An 18374-nucleotide genomic window follows, 5' to 3' on the forward strand; every position below is an offset into this window, starting at 1 on the left:
TTAGGTGGAGCTTTTCCCGCTAAATCGGATATTAGAGGGTAGCTGTGAAAATTACCGGGAAGTTCTCCCGTTAATGAGTGTCAGGTCTAGCTGCAAGGGTCTCACCCTCAACTTCCGCGCCAGCGTCGAAGTGGTCCGCCGCCCTTACAGCGGGTAGACGCGTAAAAAAAACAGGCAGCCTTAAAGAACCACAAGTTCTTCAGGTTGCCTGTTTGCTTTTTTTACAACTGGACGGTAATCACCGTTTGTTCATTCGCCGTAACCTCGCCTTCGCGTGAAGGGACGACCTCCCGGACGGCATCCAGGCCGGACGGGATCAGCACGGGTGTAACCAGGGGAAGTCCCGCCTGCCGGATCAAATCCATATCGAACTCAATGAGGAGTTGGCCCTTGGTCACCTTGTCCCCGGTGCTGACATGCGTGGTAAATCCGTTCCCTTTGAGCCCCACCGTATTGATGCCGATATGAATCAGCAGCTGCACTCCGCTCTCATGCTCCAAGATGACGGCGTGTTTACTCTTGTCCATCACATGGGCCACGGTTCCGTCAAACGGGGCGAAAGCCTTGCCTTCCGTCGGTTCGACCGCAATCCCTTCACCCATGTGTTTCTCCGCAAAGGCCGGATCCGGCACTTCGGAGAGGGGAACCGCTTTTCCCGTGATCGGGGAAGGAATCTCGAGCTTGCCCGATCTTCCCTCGGAAGGCTGAGTTACCGCCTTGACTTCCGCTTCAGCGGGTTTCGCCGATGCATTGTCCGCCGGAACCGCTTCGTTCTTGTATCCGAAGAACCAGGTTAATACGAACGCGATAATCATGGCAACCACATTCGTCAAGATGTACAAAGGCAGTTGACTGTTCAAATACAGCAGGGTACCCGGAATGACCGTAATCGACATGCCCGTACCGGCCAATTGGAAGAGGGAGGCAAGGAAGCCGCCCACAGCGCCGCCGATGAGACCCATAATAAAAGGCTTCACATATCTTAAGTTGACCCCGAAGATCGCGGGTTCCGTGATGCCGAGGAATGCCGACAGGGAGGAAGGGAGAGCCAGCGCTCTCAGCTTCATGTTTTTCGTCTTCATGCCTACCGCGAGACAAGCGGCGGCTTGAGCCGCCATGGCGGTGGTGATAATCGCGTTGAACGGATTGCTGCCTTTCTGTTCAAGCAGTTGAATTTCCAAGAAATTAAAAATATGATGGACGCCCGAAACCACGATAATCTGATGAAAAAAGCCGATAACCAGACCGGCGATGCCGAACGGCAGCTCCAGTACGGCGACTGTTCCGTGAAGCACCCACTCTTCCAGAGAGTGAAAGATCGGGCCGATCGCAAACAAGCCGAGCGTGATCATAATCAACAAAGTAATAAACGGAGTCAAAATCAGATCCAGGGCTTCAGGGATGCGTTTACGCAAAAATTTCTCCAGCTTCGCGCCGATCAAGCCGACAAAGAAGGCCGGAAGGACGGAGCCTTGATAACCCACCACCGGAATGAAGCCGAACATGGTCAGCGCCTCCGCGGAACCGTCCGCAACGCTGTAAGCGTTGGGGAGAGCGGGATTGACCAGCATCAAGCCGAGCACAATCCCCAGCACCGGACTTCCTCCAAACACTCTGAACGCGGACCAGGCCACTAAAGCGGGGAGGAACGCAAAGGCCGTGTCCGTCAATACCTGGGTAAACAGCAGGAAATTCGATGAAATATCTTCAGGCGCGGCTCCGAACCAGGAAAGAACCAACTCCTGGGTTAACAAGCCCCGAAGGCCCATAAAAAGACCGGTGGCTACCAGTACGGGAATGATCGGAACGAACACGTCACCGAACGTGCGGATCGCGCGCTGGAACGGGTTGCCCTGTTTTTTGCCCTGCTTCTTCAATTCATCGGTTGACGTACTTTCTATGCCCAGCTTCTCGACTTCTTCAAAAATGCGGTTCACCGTACCCGTGCCGAATATGATTTGATATTGGCCGGAGTTGAAGAACGCCCCTTTGACTTTATCGATTTGTTCGACTTGCTGCTGATTGATTTTGTCTTTATCCAGCACCATGATGCGGAGGCGTGTCGCACAATGGGCGAAAGAAGCGATATTATCCTTTCCTCCGACAGCTTCGATAACCGCTTTGGCGATTTGTTGGTTTTCAGACATGACTTTCGTTCTCCTTCGCTATAAGTTCATCGACTTGCTCCAAGGACGGCAGAGCGGGAATAGCTCCCTTGCCGGTCGCGGTGATGGCTCCGCAGGCATTGGCAAACCGAAGCAGAGCGGCATGCTCTTCCGTTAAAATAGAGCTTAAATTATGCGGCGTGGCTTGGCGCTCCAGCAGTTGATGCAGGAACCCGCCGATAAAGGCATCGCCGGCGCCGGTCGTATCCTGTGCTTTTACTTTGAAACCGGCCGACCCGTATCTTTCCTGCGGCAGAATCAAATCGGCGCCCCGAGAGCCTTTTGTATAGACCACGGCTTGCACATCTCCGGTAAATAATGAAGCGAGCGCTTGGTCCACGTCTTGAATTCCCGTGATAAAAGAGAGTTCGTCCTCCGAGATTTTCAAAAGATGAGCTCTCGGGATAAAAGACCGGATCGTTCGGCGATAGGCGTCATGATCGTTCCACAGAGGCAAGCGCACGTTCGGATCAAAGCTTACTAAGCCGCCCCGGTTTTTGACGGCATCAATCGCTTTGACGTGGGCCCGCTTCATCGGGCTTTCCACCAAATCCACGGATCCGAAATGCAAAAGGTCGCCCGCTTGAAAAACGTCCGGGTCGATCTCGTCCTCGGCCAAAAGCAGGTCGGAAGAGGGATTCCGGTAAAACGAGAAGTCGCGCTCCCCGTTGTCGCGCAAGGAGACGAAGGCCAAACCGGTATTGGCCTCGTCGGTCCTTTTGACCAGATCGGTACTTACCCCGGCTTCGGACAACTGCTCCAGCAGAAAATCGCCGAAGGCGTCTTTGCCCAGTTTGGTAATCATCGAGGCGTTACCGCCCAATTTGGCCGCCGCCGCGGCCACGTTGGCCGGCGCGCCTCCCGCGGCGCGCTCGAAGGCAACCACATCTTTCAGCGCTTGACCCGCCTGCCGGGGGATAAAGTCGATCAATACTTCGCCAATGGCATATAATGTTCCCACGTACTCACCTTCAAACATAAATTTGGTATTAAATGTCCCATTTGCAGACGCGAAACTCCGCGGATCCGCCGGAACAAAACAGTCGAATTTCCTTGCTCGCGGGATCCGGGAAGATCCGGCCGGTAAACACTTCTTCTCCGTCATTGACAAAGATCTCCACGGAGGAGGCGTCCACGAACAGATGAAATTTGAGGTTATCCGCGACCAAACCGCAGCGGCGGACGTTACCGTTGACTTCATCCATAGCCCGTCCCGAAAGCGTGCGGTCGAGAATGACTTTCTTCAGGACACGGTCGTATTTAAGCACCGTTTTCTCATGATCGCTCGCCCGGAATTCGAGACCCAATTGCTCCGCATCGAACTTGGAAATTTCGCAAATCAGCTCGTAGCTGGTTCCGTCAAACCCGTTTAAACGGACGACTTCGTCGGTTACAGTAAGCTCGGCGCTGCTTCGGGTCTTGCGGAGTTTGGCCAGCTCGGGGACCGGCTGCTGAATCAGCTTATTGCCGCCCCGGATCGTGAGCTGACGGGGAATCGTCAAGCAGCCGGACCAGCCTTGGGTATCCGTCGGGTAGGCGACATCCGGCAGCCCCATCCAGGCGACCAAAATCCGGCGTCCATCCGGACCGAGCGTGGTCTGAGCCGCATAGAAATCAAAACCCCGGTCCAGCTCTTGGAAAGCTCTGTGACGGAACTCCCTTGTTGCCAGATCCAGCGGTTTGCCAATCACATAACCCGTTTGATAAATGTTGTTATACAGATCCTCATCCGCCTCAAGACCCTGCGGCGAGAACACCAGCACGCCTGATCCGTTCAGTTCAAAATAATCCGGGCATTCCCACATATAGCCGAAAGGGGATAAGCCGGTCTTCATTTCACCCATAAACGTCCAGTCCAACAGATCTTTGGACCGGAACAGCACGGCGCAGCCGGTTAAATCGGTTCTTTGCGCGCCGATGACACAGTAATACGCCTCTCCGGATTTCCATACTTTCGGATCCCTGAAATGGTCGGTGTATCCCGGAGGAACCGAGGAGATCACCGGGCGGTCGAGCTTGGCGATCCGGCCGCCGGCATCCATGATGGCCAGGCATTGATACGGATGTCTTGTCCAGGTTTCGTCCCGCGTATTGCCGGTATACAACAGATTCAGTTTGCCGTCTTTCTCAATCGCACTGCCGGAATAAGCTCCGTGCGAATCATAAGGCCCGCCGGGGGTAATGCCGATGCCTAAATCTTCCCATGCCGCCAAATCGGACGACTTCATATGGTACCAATATTTCATGCCGTGCTCGGTCCCCAAGGGGAACCATTGGTAGAACAAATGGTACTCGCCTTGATAATAAGCAAAGCCGTTCGGATCATTGAGCAGCCCGGTCGGCGCCTGGATATGATAGCTTTGCCTCCAGGGCGAAAGCCCGACTTGAGCCCGGAGCTTCTCCAGCTCGCCGGGGCGCGCTTGCTCGATCAGCCTATATTTTTCTTCTCGCGTCATCCTATTCATGTTGTTCTCCATCCTGAAACGATTTATATTCAGGAACCGGTTCCATCCAGGTGAAAAAAATATACCGGAACCGGTTCCAGCGACAAAGAAATATATCCGGTTCAACCTCGATTGGAGGTGGAACCGGTTCCTATACCATCATCATAATCGATTCTTTTACAAATTGTCAACGCTTTCTCGCCGGATCAGTTCCACATCCAAGACGGACAGCCGGTCCACGGGCTGTTCCAATACAAGCTGGATAATATGACGGGCCGCTTGCTCACCCGCCTGAAAGTAGTGATATTTCACCGTTGTGAGGGCAGGGTGGATCATCTCCGTAATATCGTAGCCTCCGAACCCGGTTACCGATAAATCTTCGGGGATGCGGACGCCTTTTAAATGAGCCGCCTTAATGACGCCGAGAGCGATATTGTCGGTAGCGCAGACGATAACGGAAGGTTTGGCATCTTCCAGAATCCGCGTCGCCGCCGCCATGGCGTCGGTCATTTTAAAGCTCGTCTCGAAATAACGCACGCGGCAATCGGGACAAGTCTCGAGAGCTTGTTTGACGCCCTCTTTCCGGTAGACGCCGACAGCCCTGTCTTTTTCCGTAACGCCGAGATACACGATGTCGCGATGTCCCTGGTCCAGAATATGACGACCCATCAGCCATCCGGCGCGCTTGTCGTCGTGCACCAGACTGTGCACTTGATCATGCTGCTGGCCCACCAGAATGACGGGGATCCGGATGTCGTGGATGGCCGTTAAATGGGCTTCCGTTACCTGGGCAGCCAGCAGAATAATGCCGGAAATTTTCTGCCGCGCAAAATCATAGATCGCCTCGATCTCCCGATCCAAGTCCTGGCTCGTATTGGCGATCAGCATTTGATAGTGGTTCTTCCGAAGCTCCTCGTCGATGCCGATCAAAGTTTGCGAGGTCGCGTAGGAATCCAGGCGGGGAACCACCGTGCCGATGAAGTTGGTCCGTTTGGCTTTTAGGCTTTGGGCAAAGGTGTTGGGGACATAATTTTGCTCCTTAATGATCCGCTCGATGTTTTCCCGGGTCCGGTCGCTGACCGAACCGCCGTTCAGGTAACGGGAAACCGTGCTTTTGGCCACGCCGGCCAGCTTGGCGATGTCCGCGATTGTTTTCGTCATAAGTACTCCTCGGTTAAGTCTATATATTATTTAAATTAAGTTAGAATAGGAGATGCCGTTAACTTACCTTCTAATTATACTCATTTCTGCAGCACAGGGCACATGCCCTTTTATAATTTGGGGTTGACCTTGCCCTTAGGGGAAGGTACACACTGGGAAACAACGGGAGGAGGCGACCCATGCTATCGATTGGAGAATTCTCGAAAATTTGCAAAGTTTCGACCAAGACGCTGCGGTATTATGACGAGATCGGTCTGATTCATCCGGATCAGATCCACCCTGAAAACGGGTACAGATATTACTCGATCACTCAGTTGGAAAAGATGCTCCTGATTCAACGCCTGAAAGCCTATCATTTTTCCCTGGATGAGATCAAAGAGATACTTGCATGGGAAGAGGATCAGGCGGAGGAACATCTGCATGTCCGTTTGCATCGTAAAAAAAGAGAGATCGAAGAACATATCCAGGCCTACGTATCGACCTTGGAGCAAATCCATCGCGATATCGGCAGACTGGAGCAAGGGATGCCCGTCATGTCCTTCGTTGACCATATCCAGGTGGAGTTGGTGGAGACGCGTCCGCGGAATGTCCTTTTCATCCGCCAAAAACTAAGTGCGGACGATTATGCGGCAGGTTATGGAACGTATTTCGCGAAACTCTACGAACGAATCGCCACGGAAACACTCACCTTGCAAGGAACGCCGATGACGATCTATCACAGCCCGGAGTATGATCCGGCCGGCAATGATACGGAATTTGCCATCCCGGTCGCGGAAGCGGTGAAGGGGACGCGGAATTTTCCCGGCGGTCTCTGCGCAAGGTCGGTACTTAAAGGAGCTTACCCGGAGCTCACGGCGGTTTATGCCAGGTTAAGGAGTTGGGTGGAGGAGGAAGGGTACGCTCTAACGGGTGCGCCTTACGAAGTCTATGTGACCGATCCGATAAAAACCGGGGATGCCGGGGATCTGGTTACCGAAGTGTATTTTCCCGTTAAGAAAAAATAGCAGATGAGTTAAGAGGAGGAATGCAAATATGCCAGAGAACGTGTGGCCCAGTGAAGCCTGGCCGGCAGCCGATCCCGAAAGTGTGGGGCTGAATGCGGAGAGACTTATGGGGCTGGAACCCGAAATAACGGAGAATTACGGCAACATCAACGGCATTGTGATCGTGAAAAACGGAGCTGCAGCGTATGAAAAATACTTCAACGGTTACGGACCGTACGAGGCGCATCATGTGGCGTCGGTGACCAAATCCATCGTATCCGTTCTTGTGGGGATGGCGATCGATTCCGGATTTATACAAAATGCGGATCAAAAGATACTGGACTTTTTTCCGGAATATTCTACCGAACGCGACCATCCCGTGAAAAAAGAAATCACGCTGCGCCACCTGCTGACGATGACGGCTCCTTATCCTTTTGAAGACTGGCAGGAACCGCTCGACAAGTTGTGCACGCAGCCCGACTGGGTCGAATATACGCTGAATATGCTGGGACATCAGGGGGAGCCGGGGAGGTTCAAATATTCCACCTCGGGAGCGCATTTGCTGTCGGCGATCCTCACCCGCGCCACAGGTCAAAGCGCCCGGGCATTCGCCAATGAACGGTTGTTCGGACCACTAGGGATGAAGGTGATTCCGGATTATGGGATGGAAGGGTACGGGTTTGAGGACCTGTTCGGCGCAAAGGTGAAAGGGTGGGTCACGGATCCGCAAGGAAACTCCACGGGGGGATGGGGGCTGACGCTAACGCCGCGCGACATGGCGCGTTTTGGTTTGCTGTGTTTAAACCGCGGCACCTGGAACGGACGCAGCCTGGTTTCCGAGCACTGGATGCTGGAGTCCACGGCGATGACCCCCCATCATTACGGCTACCTGTGGTGGCTGCGGGAAGAGGATGGCGTTGTTGCTTACATGGCTATGGGCGACGGCGGGAATATCATCTGCTGCGTCCCTGAACATGAGTTGGTTGTCGCCATCGCTTCCGGGTTTATGATGAACCCTCGGGATCGATGGACCTTGATCAAAGAATGGATACTGCCGGCGAAGTGAGAAGGCGGCCCGATTGCTATAAAGCCTGGCTTCACGACCCCTTCGGGTTGGAGAAGACAGGCTTTTTTTGCGCTGCGCTGGACGCCGGATCATAGTGAATCGGGTATTTTATTAGATCCCCCGGACGTTCTCCACTCTATTGCTCCTGCGGCAGATTTGCTATACTTTCAATGAGAGAACTTGTGGACTGGAAAAATAGAGAGGTTCCTTGCTTCGATTTAACGTGTTTAGCGTTGCACTAACCCGAAGGATCTAGTGGCCGTAACCGCCTCCCTTTGAAGCAGGTCGGGTGGATAAGGGCTTTTTGAGACGTTATTTTGTCGAAATCGTCCCATCGGTGAGAAATAGCGGTCTTTTGGGGCCTTATTTTAGGGAAAAGCGGGCCGAAAACCGATTTTTGGACTCCCATCAGTGAAATAAGTCCCTTTTTGGCCGCTATTTTTCACGTAAAAGCGAATTTGGGCGAAATAGCAGCCTAAAACGCCGCTATTATAACGGGCGGCAAGTGAGATTACGGGGTCGGCAACACCATGTCAGGTTTAATGCAACGCCAGTGCGCTATTATAAGTTTTTCCAGTTAATTATGCGAATACATGGTCCGAGATTAGAAATAACGGGAGGATATTCCGTTATCACTCGAAAGCTAAGGCGATGTATCGGTTATTTGATACGAGAAAGAGAGGACCCTGAAATGGCCGAAGTCAACAAAACGAATGCGATGCGCTTGCTCGATAAAACGAAAACGCCGTACGAAATACACGCCTACGATCCGGAGGACGGCCAGATCCACGGCACCGCCGTCGCGGAGAAGATCGGCAAACCGCCGGAAAAGGTGTTCAAAACCCTGGTCGCTCATCAAGGAGCGGCCGTCTTCGTGTTCGTCATCCCCGTTGCCGCGGAACTGGATCTGAAGCTGGCGGCCAAAGCCGCGGGCGTCAAAAAGGTGGAAATGCTGCCGCTGAAGGATTTACTGAACCGGACGGGCTATATTCGCGGCGGATGCTCGCCGGTAGGGATGAAAAAGCTGTATCCTACGTTTCTGGACAGCAGCGCGGAGGACTTGGACAGGATCCTGGTCAGCGCCGGAAAAATCGGGCTGCAAATGGAACTCGCACCCTTGGCTTTGGCCGAGCAGGTGAAGGGAAAGTTCGTTCCGTTGGTCCGTTTGGAGGGAATAGAGGGGGAATGACGGTGGGCCGGCGACGTTTACGCCGAGTTGACAGCAGGCCGACCGATAGGACTATTAAAAGGGGCAATACCATGAGCATGAGCGAAAACCTGCAAATCTGCAACTTTTTCTCCGGGATTTTCTGATCCAGCCGAAATTCCTGCGAAAATGCAGGAATTTCGACGGTTTTGAGCGATATGGGGAGTATCGAGTTTTAGAAGATGTATATTTGCAGGAATTTCGCGATTTCTCAAGCAAGACGCGATAAAAGATGCATATTTGCAGGTTTTTTATCGCGTCATGAGCTAACCGATGGTGCTGCATCAAACCTCGTTAGTTATGCGGGTGTACCACAAGCAGTTTACGGATCGTGGTGGCGGACTAAACCACCACCGCCGTTCCGCTGACGGAGACCATCAGCATGCCTTCGCGCACGACTTCATAATCGATGTCGACGCCGATGATGGCTGTTGCCCCCATGCGGGAAGCCTGCTGCCTCATTTCCGCGAACGCGGTGTCCCTCGCTTCCTGCAGCTTGTCTTCATAGGCGCCGGAACGTCCTCCGACAACGTCGGTGATCGAAGCGAGAAAGTCACGGAACACATTGGCGCCCATGATTACCTCGCCGGTAACGATACCCAGATACTGTATCACAGGATGTCCCTCAATCGTAGAAGTCGTGGTCATTAACATAATCAATATCCTCCTTGGGAAACTTCGGTTTTGGTTTGTTACGCAGGAAGGGCGGGTTGGTTTCAAAAAAGGATTTGAGCCTTCCGACCTTTATGGGAACTGCCTGTGGCGGGTGGAATCCACATGAACATCTGTGAAAAAAAGCGCACAAATCTTTCCACCAGTACACAGCTTGCCGCTTCCATGGTAAACTAGCGCTATGCCTCACTACAGCGTCGAGGCGGTGCTTGATTATAATTACATCATAACCCGGAGGGCAAACATGAAAACACTACTGCACAGGTGGAGCCGGTTAAGTCTAGTCACACGCATTTTTCTGGGAATTATCGTGGGTGTCATCCTGGCTTTGGCTTTCCCTAAGGCGACCGGCATCGCACTATTCGGCTCCTTATTCGTATCCGCGTTAAAAGCGGTTGCTCCCGTACTGGTTCTGCTCCTTGTAATGGCAGCGATCTCGAATCATAAAAAGGGCGGCCGGACGAACATGAAATCGATACTCGCGCTATACGGACTAAGCACTTTCTCGGCGGGGTTGATCGCGGTGATCGTCAGTTTTATTTTTCCGGTGAAGTTGTCTCTCACGACAGGGGACAGTGACCTGACTCCGCCCGGCGATATTGTTGAAGTACTGCAAACTTTGCTGTTCAACGTTGTGGATAATCCGGTGAGAGCTTTGCTTGAAGCCAATTATATCGGTATTCTGGCCTGGGCCATTCTACTCGGGGTTGCCTTAAAAGGGGCCAGTGATCAGACCAAAAGCATGCTCACCCAGTTCTCGGACGCGGTCTCGCAAATCGTCAAATGGGTGATCCAGTTTGCGCCTTTCGGCATCATGGGACTGGTGTTTAGTACGATTACCGCAAACGGGCTCGCTTCCTTGCTCGATTACGGAAAATTGCTGCTCGTTCTCGTCGGCTGCATGTTATTCATGGCGCTGGTGATCAATCCGTTGATCGTATATGTGAATATTCGGTCGAACCCCTATCCTTTGGTGCTCAGCTGTTTGAAAGAAAGCGGGATCACGGCGTTCTTCACGCGCAGTTCCGCCGCCAACATTCCGGTCAATATGCGGCTGTGCGAAAAATTGAAGCTGGACAAGGATACGTATTCCGTATCCATTCCTTTGGGCGCGACGATCAATATGGCGGGTGCGGCGGTGACCATTTCCGTCTTGACCCTCGCCGCCGTCCATACGCTGGGGATTTCCGTCGATTTTGGAACGGCGCTGATTCTGAGCGTGGTTTCCGCGATCGCCGCCGCGGGGGCTTCCGGCGTGGCCGGAGGGTCGCTGCTGCTTATCCCGCTCGCCTGCAGCTTGTTCGGCATTTCGAATGACATTGCCATGCAAGTCGTCGGCGTCGGCTTTATCATCGGCGTTTTGCAGGATTCCTTCGAGACGGCTCTCAATTCCTCCTCCGACGTGCTGTTTACCGCAACCGCGGAATATGCGAAGAAGCGGAAAGAGGGCTCGAAAACAACGGTGAATGCCTAAATAAGAAAACAAAGATCGCCTGTCCCGCAGCCTTTCGGCTCAGGATATGGCGATCTTCTTGTTTTGTTCGGCGGCATGTTATTTGTTTAAAATTCGGCGAACAGATCCCGCATGGAAACGCGCAGCCCCTGAAACCGCTCCGATTCCACGTACAGGTCTTTGCCGTTGGAATAGTAAGTGTTGTCCGCGATCTCGCCATCGGCCAAAACGTAAACCGCCGCCTGCTCCTTCATTGGATCAACGATCCAGTACTCCATGACACCGCATGCCCGGTACAGTTCGAGTTTGCGGATCAAATCCTTGCTTCGCGTGGCTGGGGACAGCACCTCAACGACCAATGTCGGCGTTCCCGTGTATTTGCCGTTTGCGTCGATTTGATCCTTGTCACAAATGACCACCACGTCCGGCTGAACGACGCAAATATTCGTTTCTTCCTTCTTCAGCGTAATGTCGAATGGGGAGGTCAGCGGCTTACAGGGTCTCCCTTTGAACCAATTGTAAAACGTACCGATCAGTTCCTGCACGGCATGTTGGTGTTTGTACGTAGGTGAGGCCAGGTTATACACGATGCCGTCAATCAGCTCAAAGCGCTGTTCCGACGTTTTCGCCAGCTCAAGGAATTCTTCATAGGTCACAGAGCCGCAGCTTAGTTCATAGTTCGCCGCGGCCTCCCTAATTAAGATGTCATCGCCGCCGGAGAGAGCGGTCAATTTGGCCACATCCTTGCCGTTCCTCGTTACGATGATCTCTTCGCTGGACTCCGCAAACTTTAAGTACTTCCCGAAATTGTTCTGCATATCGGTGGAAGAAACTCGCATCGGATTCACCTCGGATTAGCTATTATATTATATTTTAGCTAATATATTGGTGAATTTCAATTGAAATTAGCTAATTCTGAATAGTAAGCCGATCTCCGTAGGTGACGCTAAATCGCTCTTCCAGCAGGTCCCAGGCAGGCGTAGGAATACCGGCGCGATGACTCCATTCACGAAATACGCGGCCCAAAGCGGCCAATTCGTGGGGAGAACCGTCGACCATCCGGCTGACGGGGAGAAGGTGGTAAATTTTCAGGAAAAACCGAAGCAGTGCAGGGTGGTTCCGGATCAATTTCGCCTGTTTCGCCGGCACCAGAGGAATTCCGAGCGCCTCCAGCACGCGGAACCCTTCGTCCATGGCCGCGACCATTTGCCGAAGCAGCCCGCTGTCCCCGGCGATTTTTTTCATTTGGCCGTTATAAATGAAAGTGCCGTAGTTGATCGCCAGAATCGGAACGATATGATTTTTCAACCAAGCGTCGATATTGTCGTGGTAGATCAGTTTGTATTTGGTTCTGGCAAAAGCCTGATCCAGCAGCGCATGAAAGGGAATAGGACCGTCCAATCCGCCGATCACCATCCCCACGCCGGCCCGAACGCTGACAATGCGGCCGCCGGGTTGCCTGCGACCGGCGCTGAGCTGGAATCCGAAGGCGATATTCTTCCGGGTGGAGACATTCTCCTGAAGATAAGCCTGCATGTCCCGGGCGTCGGTATTATTGCCGACGATCACGATGTTGCTGCTGCGGTTCTCCGCCAGAATCGGCAGGACGCTCGGAAAGTCGGTAAATTTCATGACCACAAAGATGAGGTCATAGATATCTTCCGGCTCCAGCCGCCGGATCACCCGAACCGGATCGACTGAGGTTTTAAGCTGGAAATAGTGGCGGATGACGAGGCCGTGCCTCTCCAGTTCCTCCGCGCGCTCGCCTCGCGCCAGCATGGTAACCTCATTGCCCCCGCGGATCAATGCATGGGCCAGGTAACTGCCCAATACCCCCGCGCCATAAATCAAAACTTTCATGTGTGATCCCTCACTTTTTTATATACTGAACATTTGTTGTATAAATGACGTTTGTTAATTACAATTACCTTAGCACTATACGGAAAGCCGGGGCAATCGCTAAAACGGCCGCCTTTGTTGCATATTCAACAGGGAGGCCCGAAATGTTCAGAAAAAAAGCGCGGAGGAGAGTTATGGACAGAAGGATCATCAGAACGCGGCAGGCGATCATGGAAGCTTTTGTCGGACTGCTGGAGGAAAAAGGGTTTGAAAAGGTGACGGTTCAAGATATCGCGGACCGGGCGAACGTCAACCGGGGAACCGTCTATTTGCATTTTACGGATAAATATGACCTGATGGAGCAGTGCGTCGAAACTTATTTGCAGCTCCTGTACGAGAGTTGTATGCCGGATGGGGAGGCGAGCAGGATGTCGGCGAAAGCGCTGCTGCTCCGCACCTTTGAGTTTATAGAACGGCATGCCTCGATCTATACCACTTTGCTAACGAACCAAGGTGTACCGACGTTTCGGAACCGGATGACGGCGATGGTGGAGCAGGGAATCGGGGAGCATATTCAAAGCTGTGAGATAACCACTGCGGGCGTGCGGCCCGAGATTCTCGGCCTCTTTTTGTCCAGCGCGGTGGCCGGTTTGGTGGAGTGGTGGATCATCCACTCGATGCCTTACGCTCCGGAGGCAATGGTAGAGCAATTGCTGGTGCTGCTGGAGCGGAATTTGCTGCCACCCCGGGAGACACTAAAGGGAGGATGAAGGGGGAGCGCCGAATTAACAGGAATTCCTCCCGTTAATTCGGTGCCTATGCGGCTGCGGAAGTGAATTAGCTGGAAAACCTCCCGCTAATTTACCTGATAATATGCATATCGGCGGGTAGGCCGCGAAATAGATGGAGCTTTTCCAGCTAAATCTGATTGAAAAGCCAAAAGCGGTACATTAACAGGATATTTTCCCGTTAATGATATAGACTCCCGACGGAGACGATCGGCGGCGTATCCCCCGCCAACCCGCTGATCGCCACCACGACTGGGCGGATTTGAGCTTGAATGCGGCGAATCTCCAGAGGCGGTTGGTGGAGAAGTAGAGGGAGGTTCAGAGGTTTTACATATATTCCGTAAGAAGCAGCACATTAACTGTATTAGCAACCCGAGGTAAATAAAATACAAAGAAGGTGCTGCAATGGAAGCGGACGCCGTGTTTGAAGGCGGAGGAGTCAAAGGAATCGCTTTTGTAGGTGGAATAGAGGTGATGGAATCCAAAGGATACGTATGGAAAAGGCTTGCGGGCACATCCGCGGGATCTATCGTGGCGGCGCTACTGGCCTGCGATTACAGAAGTTCGGAAATCAAGGCGCTCATGGAATCGCTGGACTACAATCAACTCCTTGGACGAACCTGGATGAACCAACTTCCGATTTTAAATAAAACGGTTCCTCTGATGATGAAATCGGGAATTTACAGCAATGATGTTCTGGAGCGGATTGTGGAAAAATGGCTTGAAAATAAGGGAATCAGATGCTTTGGAGACTTACCCGAAGGAAAGCTGTCCATCATTGCCTCCAACATCAGCAACGGTAAAATGGTGGTGTTCCCGGACGATCTGCGCGATTACGGACTGTCGCCATCCCGATTTTCCATTGCGGCTGCCGTTCGGATGAGCACCACGTTACCTTACTTTTTTCAGCCCTATTTATGGAAGACGCCTTTGGATAAACAGCCGTATTACATGCTGGATGGCGGCCTGCTTAGCAATTATCCGATCTGGTTGTTTGACGTGGCAGGGATGCCCAGATGGCCAACATTCGGATTTCGGTTGTCGGCAAGACGCACGCTTGCGCATGCCAGGGATATAAACGGACCTTTCAGCCTGTTTAAAGGCGTCTTTAAAACGATGCTCCAGGCTCACGATCAACGTCACGTCGACAAACATTCGGAGGAGCGAAGCGTATTCATCCCGACGGAATCGGTGGCGACTACGAAATTCGATCTCACGGAAGAAGATAAACAGACCTTGCTCCAATCCGGCAGGATCGCGGCGGAACAATTTTTGCGGAAATGGGACTTTGAAGAGTACAAGCGCAAATTTAGGGAAAAAGAGGCGAAGGAGCCTGTTCATGATTACTTTGGCCTGGAAGAACGGGAACAGGAGCCGACCGTTTATCATTGACTAGGTAGATAAAAAAGCATGCCCGTAAGACAGTTTGTTTCTTGCTTACGGGCTGTTTGGTTTGCCGAGGAGACCTTAGGTTTTCGATTAATTAAGTAAGGCAATAGCATCCCGCCATTATGCTGTTCAATCTCAATCCAGTCTAACGCTTCACCAAGTCTTCGCGAATCGGCGTAAAGACGTCGAGCAGGGCGGAGTTATCCTCCAAAGCGGTAACTCCATGTACCGCATCCCGGGGGATATGGATGGTTTCTCCCGCCTTGAGCGGGTATTCCCGGCCATCGATCCGGAAGATAAAGCTTCCGCGCAGACAGTAGCTCATTTGTTGATGGGGATGGCTGTGCTCGTATCCTTCCGCGCCTTTGGCAAAATGAACCTCCATCATCATCAGGCTGTCCGCGGCGTTTAGAATGCAGCGTTTGACTCCCGGTTCGGCCTGTTCCCATACTCCGATATTGCTCATAAATAAACCTCCTTTTATTTTACGTAAGGCAAGCAAACTGATTTTACAGTTAAGCTTGCGGCAGCAGGATGCAAAAAGTTTCAGCTTCCATCTCCAGCAAAGATCCGTCCAGCTTGCCGCCGATCGGTTGAGTCTGCCCGTCGGGTAACCTCATCGGTCCCAAAGCCAAGGTATCCAGATTTAATGTGAATGAACACGGGGCACCGTTCACCACAACCGCGCACCACGCGCCGTCGGCATGGACGATTTTATAGCAGCGTACTTCCGGCGACGGATGCTCCAATGGAACGGCCTCGACGTGCACCGGCGGCTCCGCGTCCCGATGAGGATGCAGCACAATCAGAAAGTCGCCGGTGGAGCGGCCGTGCACCCTGAAATACTGCTGCGCCGGCAGGGGATAGTTCCCGGCCAGGGCGCCCTGATCGGTCTCGATCCAAGGCAGTCGAGGCTCGGCGATCACGGCGCTCAACCGCATGCCGCCCAGGCAGCGCGCCGCAATATGCTGCGCTCCGATCTCCGCATCCGTGCTGAGCGTATGCAGGTTCCACACCCGCGCGGCGTCCCCCCGAATGTGATCCCAGATCACATAAACCTCCAGTCCGGCCTTGATGAAGGCGAAATGTCTCCGATACGACTCCACGGTCGGATCGGGAATGCGGCTCACCACCCTATCCAGCTCGGCGGAAAATAGCACCTGCTCGCATTGACTCCGAAGCGGGGTTTCCCGCCACGTCCCCGGTGCATCCGCGAATTGCACGACATTATGGGCGGCGCTGGACAGATACCAGTGGCGGTCGCCGTTGTAGTAACCGCCGGTGCCCGAATCGAGCGCCAGCGGCACCTGGTCGCACCAAATCGAGAAATGGCCTTCGTCATGATGGGCATGGTAGGTGAGCGACGAGGCCTCGTAGATGGCGTAATGCTCAAACCGGATCGGACCCTCCGGGTTGCGGAAGATCACATAGCCCATCCCCGGATACTGCACCGAACGCAATTCGGGCGCTTCTTCCGGCAAATCCGGATCGGCAAACCACAACGGCGCCAAAGGATAAGGGAAAGCGCCGCTGTCCCGAACCGGCGACCCGCCGCGCCGCCATGCCCACATCATTTCCCCGGCCAGTTTCGGAGCGGTTTCCCGGTAGAAGGGAGCCGCGTACACCAGCAGCCGGAACCAGTGTTCCTGTACATTGGCGTCTCCCACGGCGGGCGTCAGCATGACCGGGGCCCCGTCCGTCCCGGCCTGAATCCGATCCGGTGAAACCGCGGTGCCGATGAGGAAGCGGTACATGCTTTTGACCTTGGGATGCCGGAAATAGTCCGACCCCTTAAACCTCTTAAGCAGGGCAAAAAATAAAAAATAGCGATGGAGCACCGCCCCATGGTACCTGATGTTTTCCGGCCAGGCCCCCGTCTCGTCCACGACATGTTCGAGCTGCCAGTCCACGACCGATAGGGCATGTTTCAGGTAAGCCTCCGATTTCCGTTCCTCCGGGAACAGGAGGGCATAGACCCCCAGACCCGTGGCCCGGTCCGCGTTCCAGTTGCTGCGCATCCCGCCCTTTTCGTCAGGGAACTCCTCCAGATCGAAGCGGTAGTACCCCGTATCCATCATCAGCTTGGCGATATAACGGAAGTACGCAAGCAGCATCGCGGTCTCCTCCTCGTCAAAAACCCCGGAAGGCGCGATTTGACGGTAAATGACCGAGAGAACGGCCAGCCCCCGGCCGATATGGACCGCCCCGTAAATATCGTCGTCATGCCAGCCCGTTTCTTTAAAAATCCCCATCCCCGGGATGATATCGTACAGCATATACAGCAATTTTTGCTTGCAGCGTTCCGCGCTCGCGACATCGCCTTCCAGCATAAACCGATTGGCATCCGCACCGGCCGCTTCGAGAAAATAGACCCAGGGCGTCGGCGTCGCCCGGTTGAAGGGAGGCGAAGAGAGGAAGGCATCGCCCAGCGGGTTGCCTTGATCATCGCTAAAATGAACTTCCGAATAAACCCCTATGGTGAGAGGAGCCTCCAGACCCAGCGTGACCTGGACGCTGTAGTGGTCTCCCTCCCGGACGGGAATCGGCGTCTCGTAATGAAGCACCGTGTCGGCTTCTTCGTGCGTGTTGACGATGCGGACCATTTGGGCTTGCGCCGCCGAATGATTAGCATCCGTTCCGCTTGCCGGTGTGACGCCCGATGGCTGCAGGGCCGCGGCGTTCGCGGGAACGGGCTGAAGCTCGAGCCGGCCGCCCTCCTTCACGTCCGCCCGCCAACAGGCCAGGCCCTGCGCGAAATTCGCGTTGCCGAGCTGCACCGGCAGGCCCCGCTGGGAATGCGTCACCCGCAGTTCCCGGATTCGGGCTGACCCTTGTCCCGCGACATGGATCGAGATCTTAAGATAGCGGGCCCCCTCCGGTACCCGAAAAACAAACGGCTGCGTCCGCTCGTTCGCTTGTTCCGCCAGCGGAGCCTTCATCGCCTCCGCGGCAAACCGCTCCGAAAGCTCCTTTTGCCGCTCATACTCCTGCCGCAGTGCCGGATGACGACCGACACGCTGCCGCATCGCCTCCACTTCCTCCGCGGAAATCCATCCGCCATGCCATCCCCATCCCGGGTCCTCGCCGCTCTGAAGCTTCATCGATCTCGTGCACCTCCTAACGATTTCTTTCCTTATTTTAGCAAGTATCAAGCCCTCTTCGGGATGGAGAATCAAGCGATGGAGAGGGGACAAATCGACTGAATCG

Annotated in this window: 15 protein-coding genes; 6 read left to right on the top strand and 9 right to left on the bottom strand. The window is 53.7% G+C overall.

Annotation, left to right across the window (positions count from 1 at the left end):
* Positions 1-221 precede the first annotated feature (221 nt).
* The 4 genes from FRY98_RS12495 to FRY98_RS12510 form a co-directional block, all read right to left on the bottom strand.
* A complete protein-coding gene (locus FRY98_RS12495) occupies positions 222-2147 on the bottom strand; it encodes a sucrose-specific PTS transporter subunit IIBC (protein ID WP_148452171.1) in 1926 nt (641 codons plus the stop codon).
* Positions 2140-3126 (bottom strand): carbohydrate kinase family protein, encoded by a 987-nt coding sequence (locus tag FRY98_RS12500; RefSeq protein WP_148452173.1) that lies wholly within the window; start codon positions 3124-3126, stop codon positions 2140-2142. Before FRY98_RS12500 ends, FRY98_RS12495 begins: the two co-directional genes overlap by 8 nt.
* Positions 3127-3154: 28 nt before the next feature.
* Complete coding sequence (locus FRY98_RS12505; RefSeq protein ID WP_249043390.1) at positions 3155-4630, bottom strand: glycoside hydrolase family 32 protein; 1476 nt, start codon at positions 4628-4630, stop codon at positions 3155-3157.
* 156 nt (positions 4631-4786) lie between these two features.
* On the bottom strand, positions 4787-5770 hold the full coding sequence (locus tag FRY98_RS12510) for a LacI family DNA-binding transcriptional regulator (protein ID WP_148452175.1): 984 nt from the start codon (positions 5768-5770) through the stop codon (positions 4787-4789).
* Between the two features lie 179 nt (positions 5771-5949).
* Here FRY98_RS12510 and FRY98_RS12515 point away from each other — a divergent pair, with 179 nt between their 5' ends.
* The 3 genes from FRY98_RS12515 to ybaK all read left to right on the top strand — a co-directional run bounded on the left by FRY98_RS12515 (position 5950) and on the right by ybaK (position 9008).
* Positions 5950-6774, top strand: coding sequence for a MerR family transcriptional regulator (locus FRY98_RS12515; protein ID WP_148452177.1), 825 nt, complete (start codon positions 5950-5952; stop codon positions 6772-6774).
* A gap of 28 nt (positions 6775-6802) precedes the next feature.
* On the top strand, positions 6803-7819 hold the full coding sequence (locus FRY98_RS12520; protein WP_148452179.1) for a serine hydrolase domain-containing protein: 1017 nt from the start codon (positions 6803-6805) through the stop codon (positions 7817-7819).
* A gap of 691 nt (positions 7820-8510) precedes the next feature.
* Entirely contained in the window at positions 8511-9008 is a 498-nt protein-coding gene (gene ybaK / locus FRY98_RS12525) for a Cys-tRNA(Pro) deacylase (protein ID WP_148452181.1), read from the top strand.
* Positions 9009-9368: 360 nt separating this feature from the next.
* Here the strand turns inward: ybaK and FRY98_RS12530 are convergent, their stop codons facing one another.
* Complete coding sequence (locus FRY98_RS12530; RefSeq protein ID WP_148452183.1) at positions 9369-9680, bottom strand: YbjQ family protein; 312 nt, start codon at positions 9678-9680, stop codon at positions 9369-9371.
* Between the two features lie 262 nt (positions 9681-9942).
* Between FRY98_RS12530 and sstT the strand changes: the two genes are divergently transcribed.
* Entirely contained in the window at positions 9943-11172 is a 1230-nt protein-coding gene (gene sstT, locus FRY98_RS12535; RefSeq protein ID WP_148452185.1) for a serine/threonine transporter SstT, read from the top strand.
* Positions 11173-11258: 86 nt separating this feature from the next.
* Here sstT and FRY98_RS12540 read toward each other — a convergent pair whose 3' ends face one another.
* Positions 11259-11990, bottom strand: coding sequence for a type II toxin-antitoxin system prevent-host-death family antitoxin (locus FRY98_RS12540; protein ID WP_148452187.1), 732 nt, complete (start codon positions 11988-11990; stop codon positions 11259-11261).
* Positions 11991-12060: 70 nt separating this feature from the next.
* On the bottom strand, positions 12061-13011 hold the full coding sequence (locus FRY98_RS12545) for a ketopantoate reductase family protein (RefSeq protein WP_148452189.1): 951 nt from the start codon (positions 13009-13011) through the stop codon (positions 12061-12063).
* Positions 13012-13184: 173 nt separating this feature from the next.
* Here FRY98_RS12545 and FRY98_RS12550 point away from each other — a divergent pair, with 173 nt between their 5' ends.
* Both FRY98_RS12550 and FRY98_RS12555 read left to right on the top strand, forming a co-directional pair.
* Positions 13185-13760, top strand: a complete 576-nt coding sequence (locus tag FRY98_RS12550) for a TetR/AcrR family transcriptional regulator (protein WP_148452192.1) — start codon at positions 13185-13187, stop codon at positions 13758-13760.
* A gap of 423 nt (positions 13761-14183) precedes the next feature.
* Entirely contained in the window at positions 14184-15170 is a 987-nt protein-coding gene (locus tag FRY98_RS12555) for a patatin-like phospholipase family protein (RefSeq protein WP_148452193.1), read from the top strand.
* Positions 15171-15312: 142 nt separating this feature from the next.
* On the opposite strand, the gene FRY98_RS12560 is transcribed toward FRY98_RS12555, so the two are convergent.
* Complete coding sequence (locus FRY98_RS12560; protein WP_148452195.1) at positions 15313-15633, bottom strand: cupin domain-containing protein; 321 nt, start codon at positions 15631-15633, stop codon at positions 15313-15315.
* A gap of 49 nt (positions 15634-15682) precedes the next feature.
* A complete protein-coding gene (locus FRY98_RS12565) occupies positions 15683-18268 on the bottom strand; it encodes a heparinase II/III domain-containing protein (protein ID WP_148452197.1) in 2586 nt (861 codons plus the stop codon).
* Positions 18269-18374: the final 106 nt, after the last annotated feature.

Source organism: Paenibacillus faecis, assembly GCF_008084145.1.
GTDB lineage: Bacteria > Bacillota > Bacilli > Paenibacillales > Paenibacillaceae > Fontibacillus > Fontibacillus faecis.

Excerpts from the sequence above, each read along its gene's own strand:
- FRY98_RS12495 (WP_148452171.1), bottom strand. The coding sequence starts at position 2,147 with ATGTCTGAAAACCAACAAATCGCCAAAGCGGTTATCGAAGCTGTCGGA.
- FRY98_RS12505 (WP_249043390.1), bottom strand. The coding sequence starts at position 4,630 with ATGAATAGGATGACGCGAGAAGAAAAATATAGGCTGATCGAGCAAGCG.
- FRY98_RS12510 (WP_148452175.1), bottom strand. The coding sequence starts at position 5,770 with ATGACGAAAACAATCGCGGACATCGCCAAGCTGGCCGGCGTGGCCAAA.
- FRY98_RS12515 (WP_148452177.1), top strand. The coding sequence starts at position 5,950 with ATGCTATCGATTGGAGAATTCTCGAAAATTTGCAAAGTTTCGACCAAG.
- FRY98_RS12520 (WP_148452179.1), top strand. The coding sequence starts at position 6,803 with ATGCCAGAGAACGTGTGGCCCAGTGAAGCCTGGCCGGCAGCCGATCCC.
- ybaK (WP_148452181.1), top strand. The coding sequence starts at position 8,511 with ATGGCCGAAGTCAACAAAACGAATGCGATGCGCTTGCTCGATAAAACG.
- FRY98_RS12530 (WP_148452183.1), bottom strand. The coding sequence starts at position 9,680 with ATGTTAATGACCACGACTTCTACGATTGAGGGACATCCTGTGATACAG.
- sstT (WP_148452185.1), top strand. The coding sequence starts at position 9,943 with ATGAAAACACTACTGCACAGGTGGAGCCGGTTAAGTCTAGTCACACGC.
- FRY98_RS12540 (WP_148452187.1), bottom strand. The coding sequence starts at position 11,990 with ATGCGAGTTTCTTCCACCGATATGCAGAACAATTTCGGGAAGTACTTA.
- FRY98_RS12545 (WP_148452189.1), bottom strand. The coding sequence starts at position 13,011 with ATGAAAGTTTTGATTTATGGCGCGGGGGTATTGGGCAGTTACCTGGCC.
- FRY98_RS12550 (WP_148452192.1), top strand. The coding sequence starts at position 13,185 with ATGGACAGAAGGATCATCAGAACGCGGCAGGCGATCATGGAAGCTTTT.
- FRY98_RS12555 (WP_148452193.1), top strand. The coding sequence starts at position 14,184 with ATGGAAGCGGACGCCGTGTTTGAAGGCGGAGGAGTCAAAGGAATCGCT.
- FRY98_RS12560 (WP_148452195.1), bottom strand. The coding sequence starts at position 15,633 with ATGAGCAATATCGGAGTATGGGAACAGGCCGAACCGGGAGTCAAACGC.
- FRY98_RS12565 (WP_148452197.1), bottom strand. The coding sequence starts at position 18,268 with ATGAAGCTTCAGAGCGGCGAGGACCCGGGATGGGGATGGCATGGCGGA.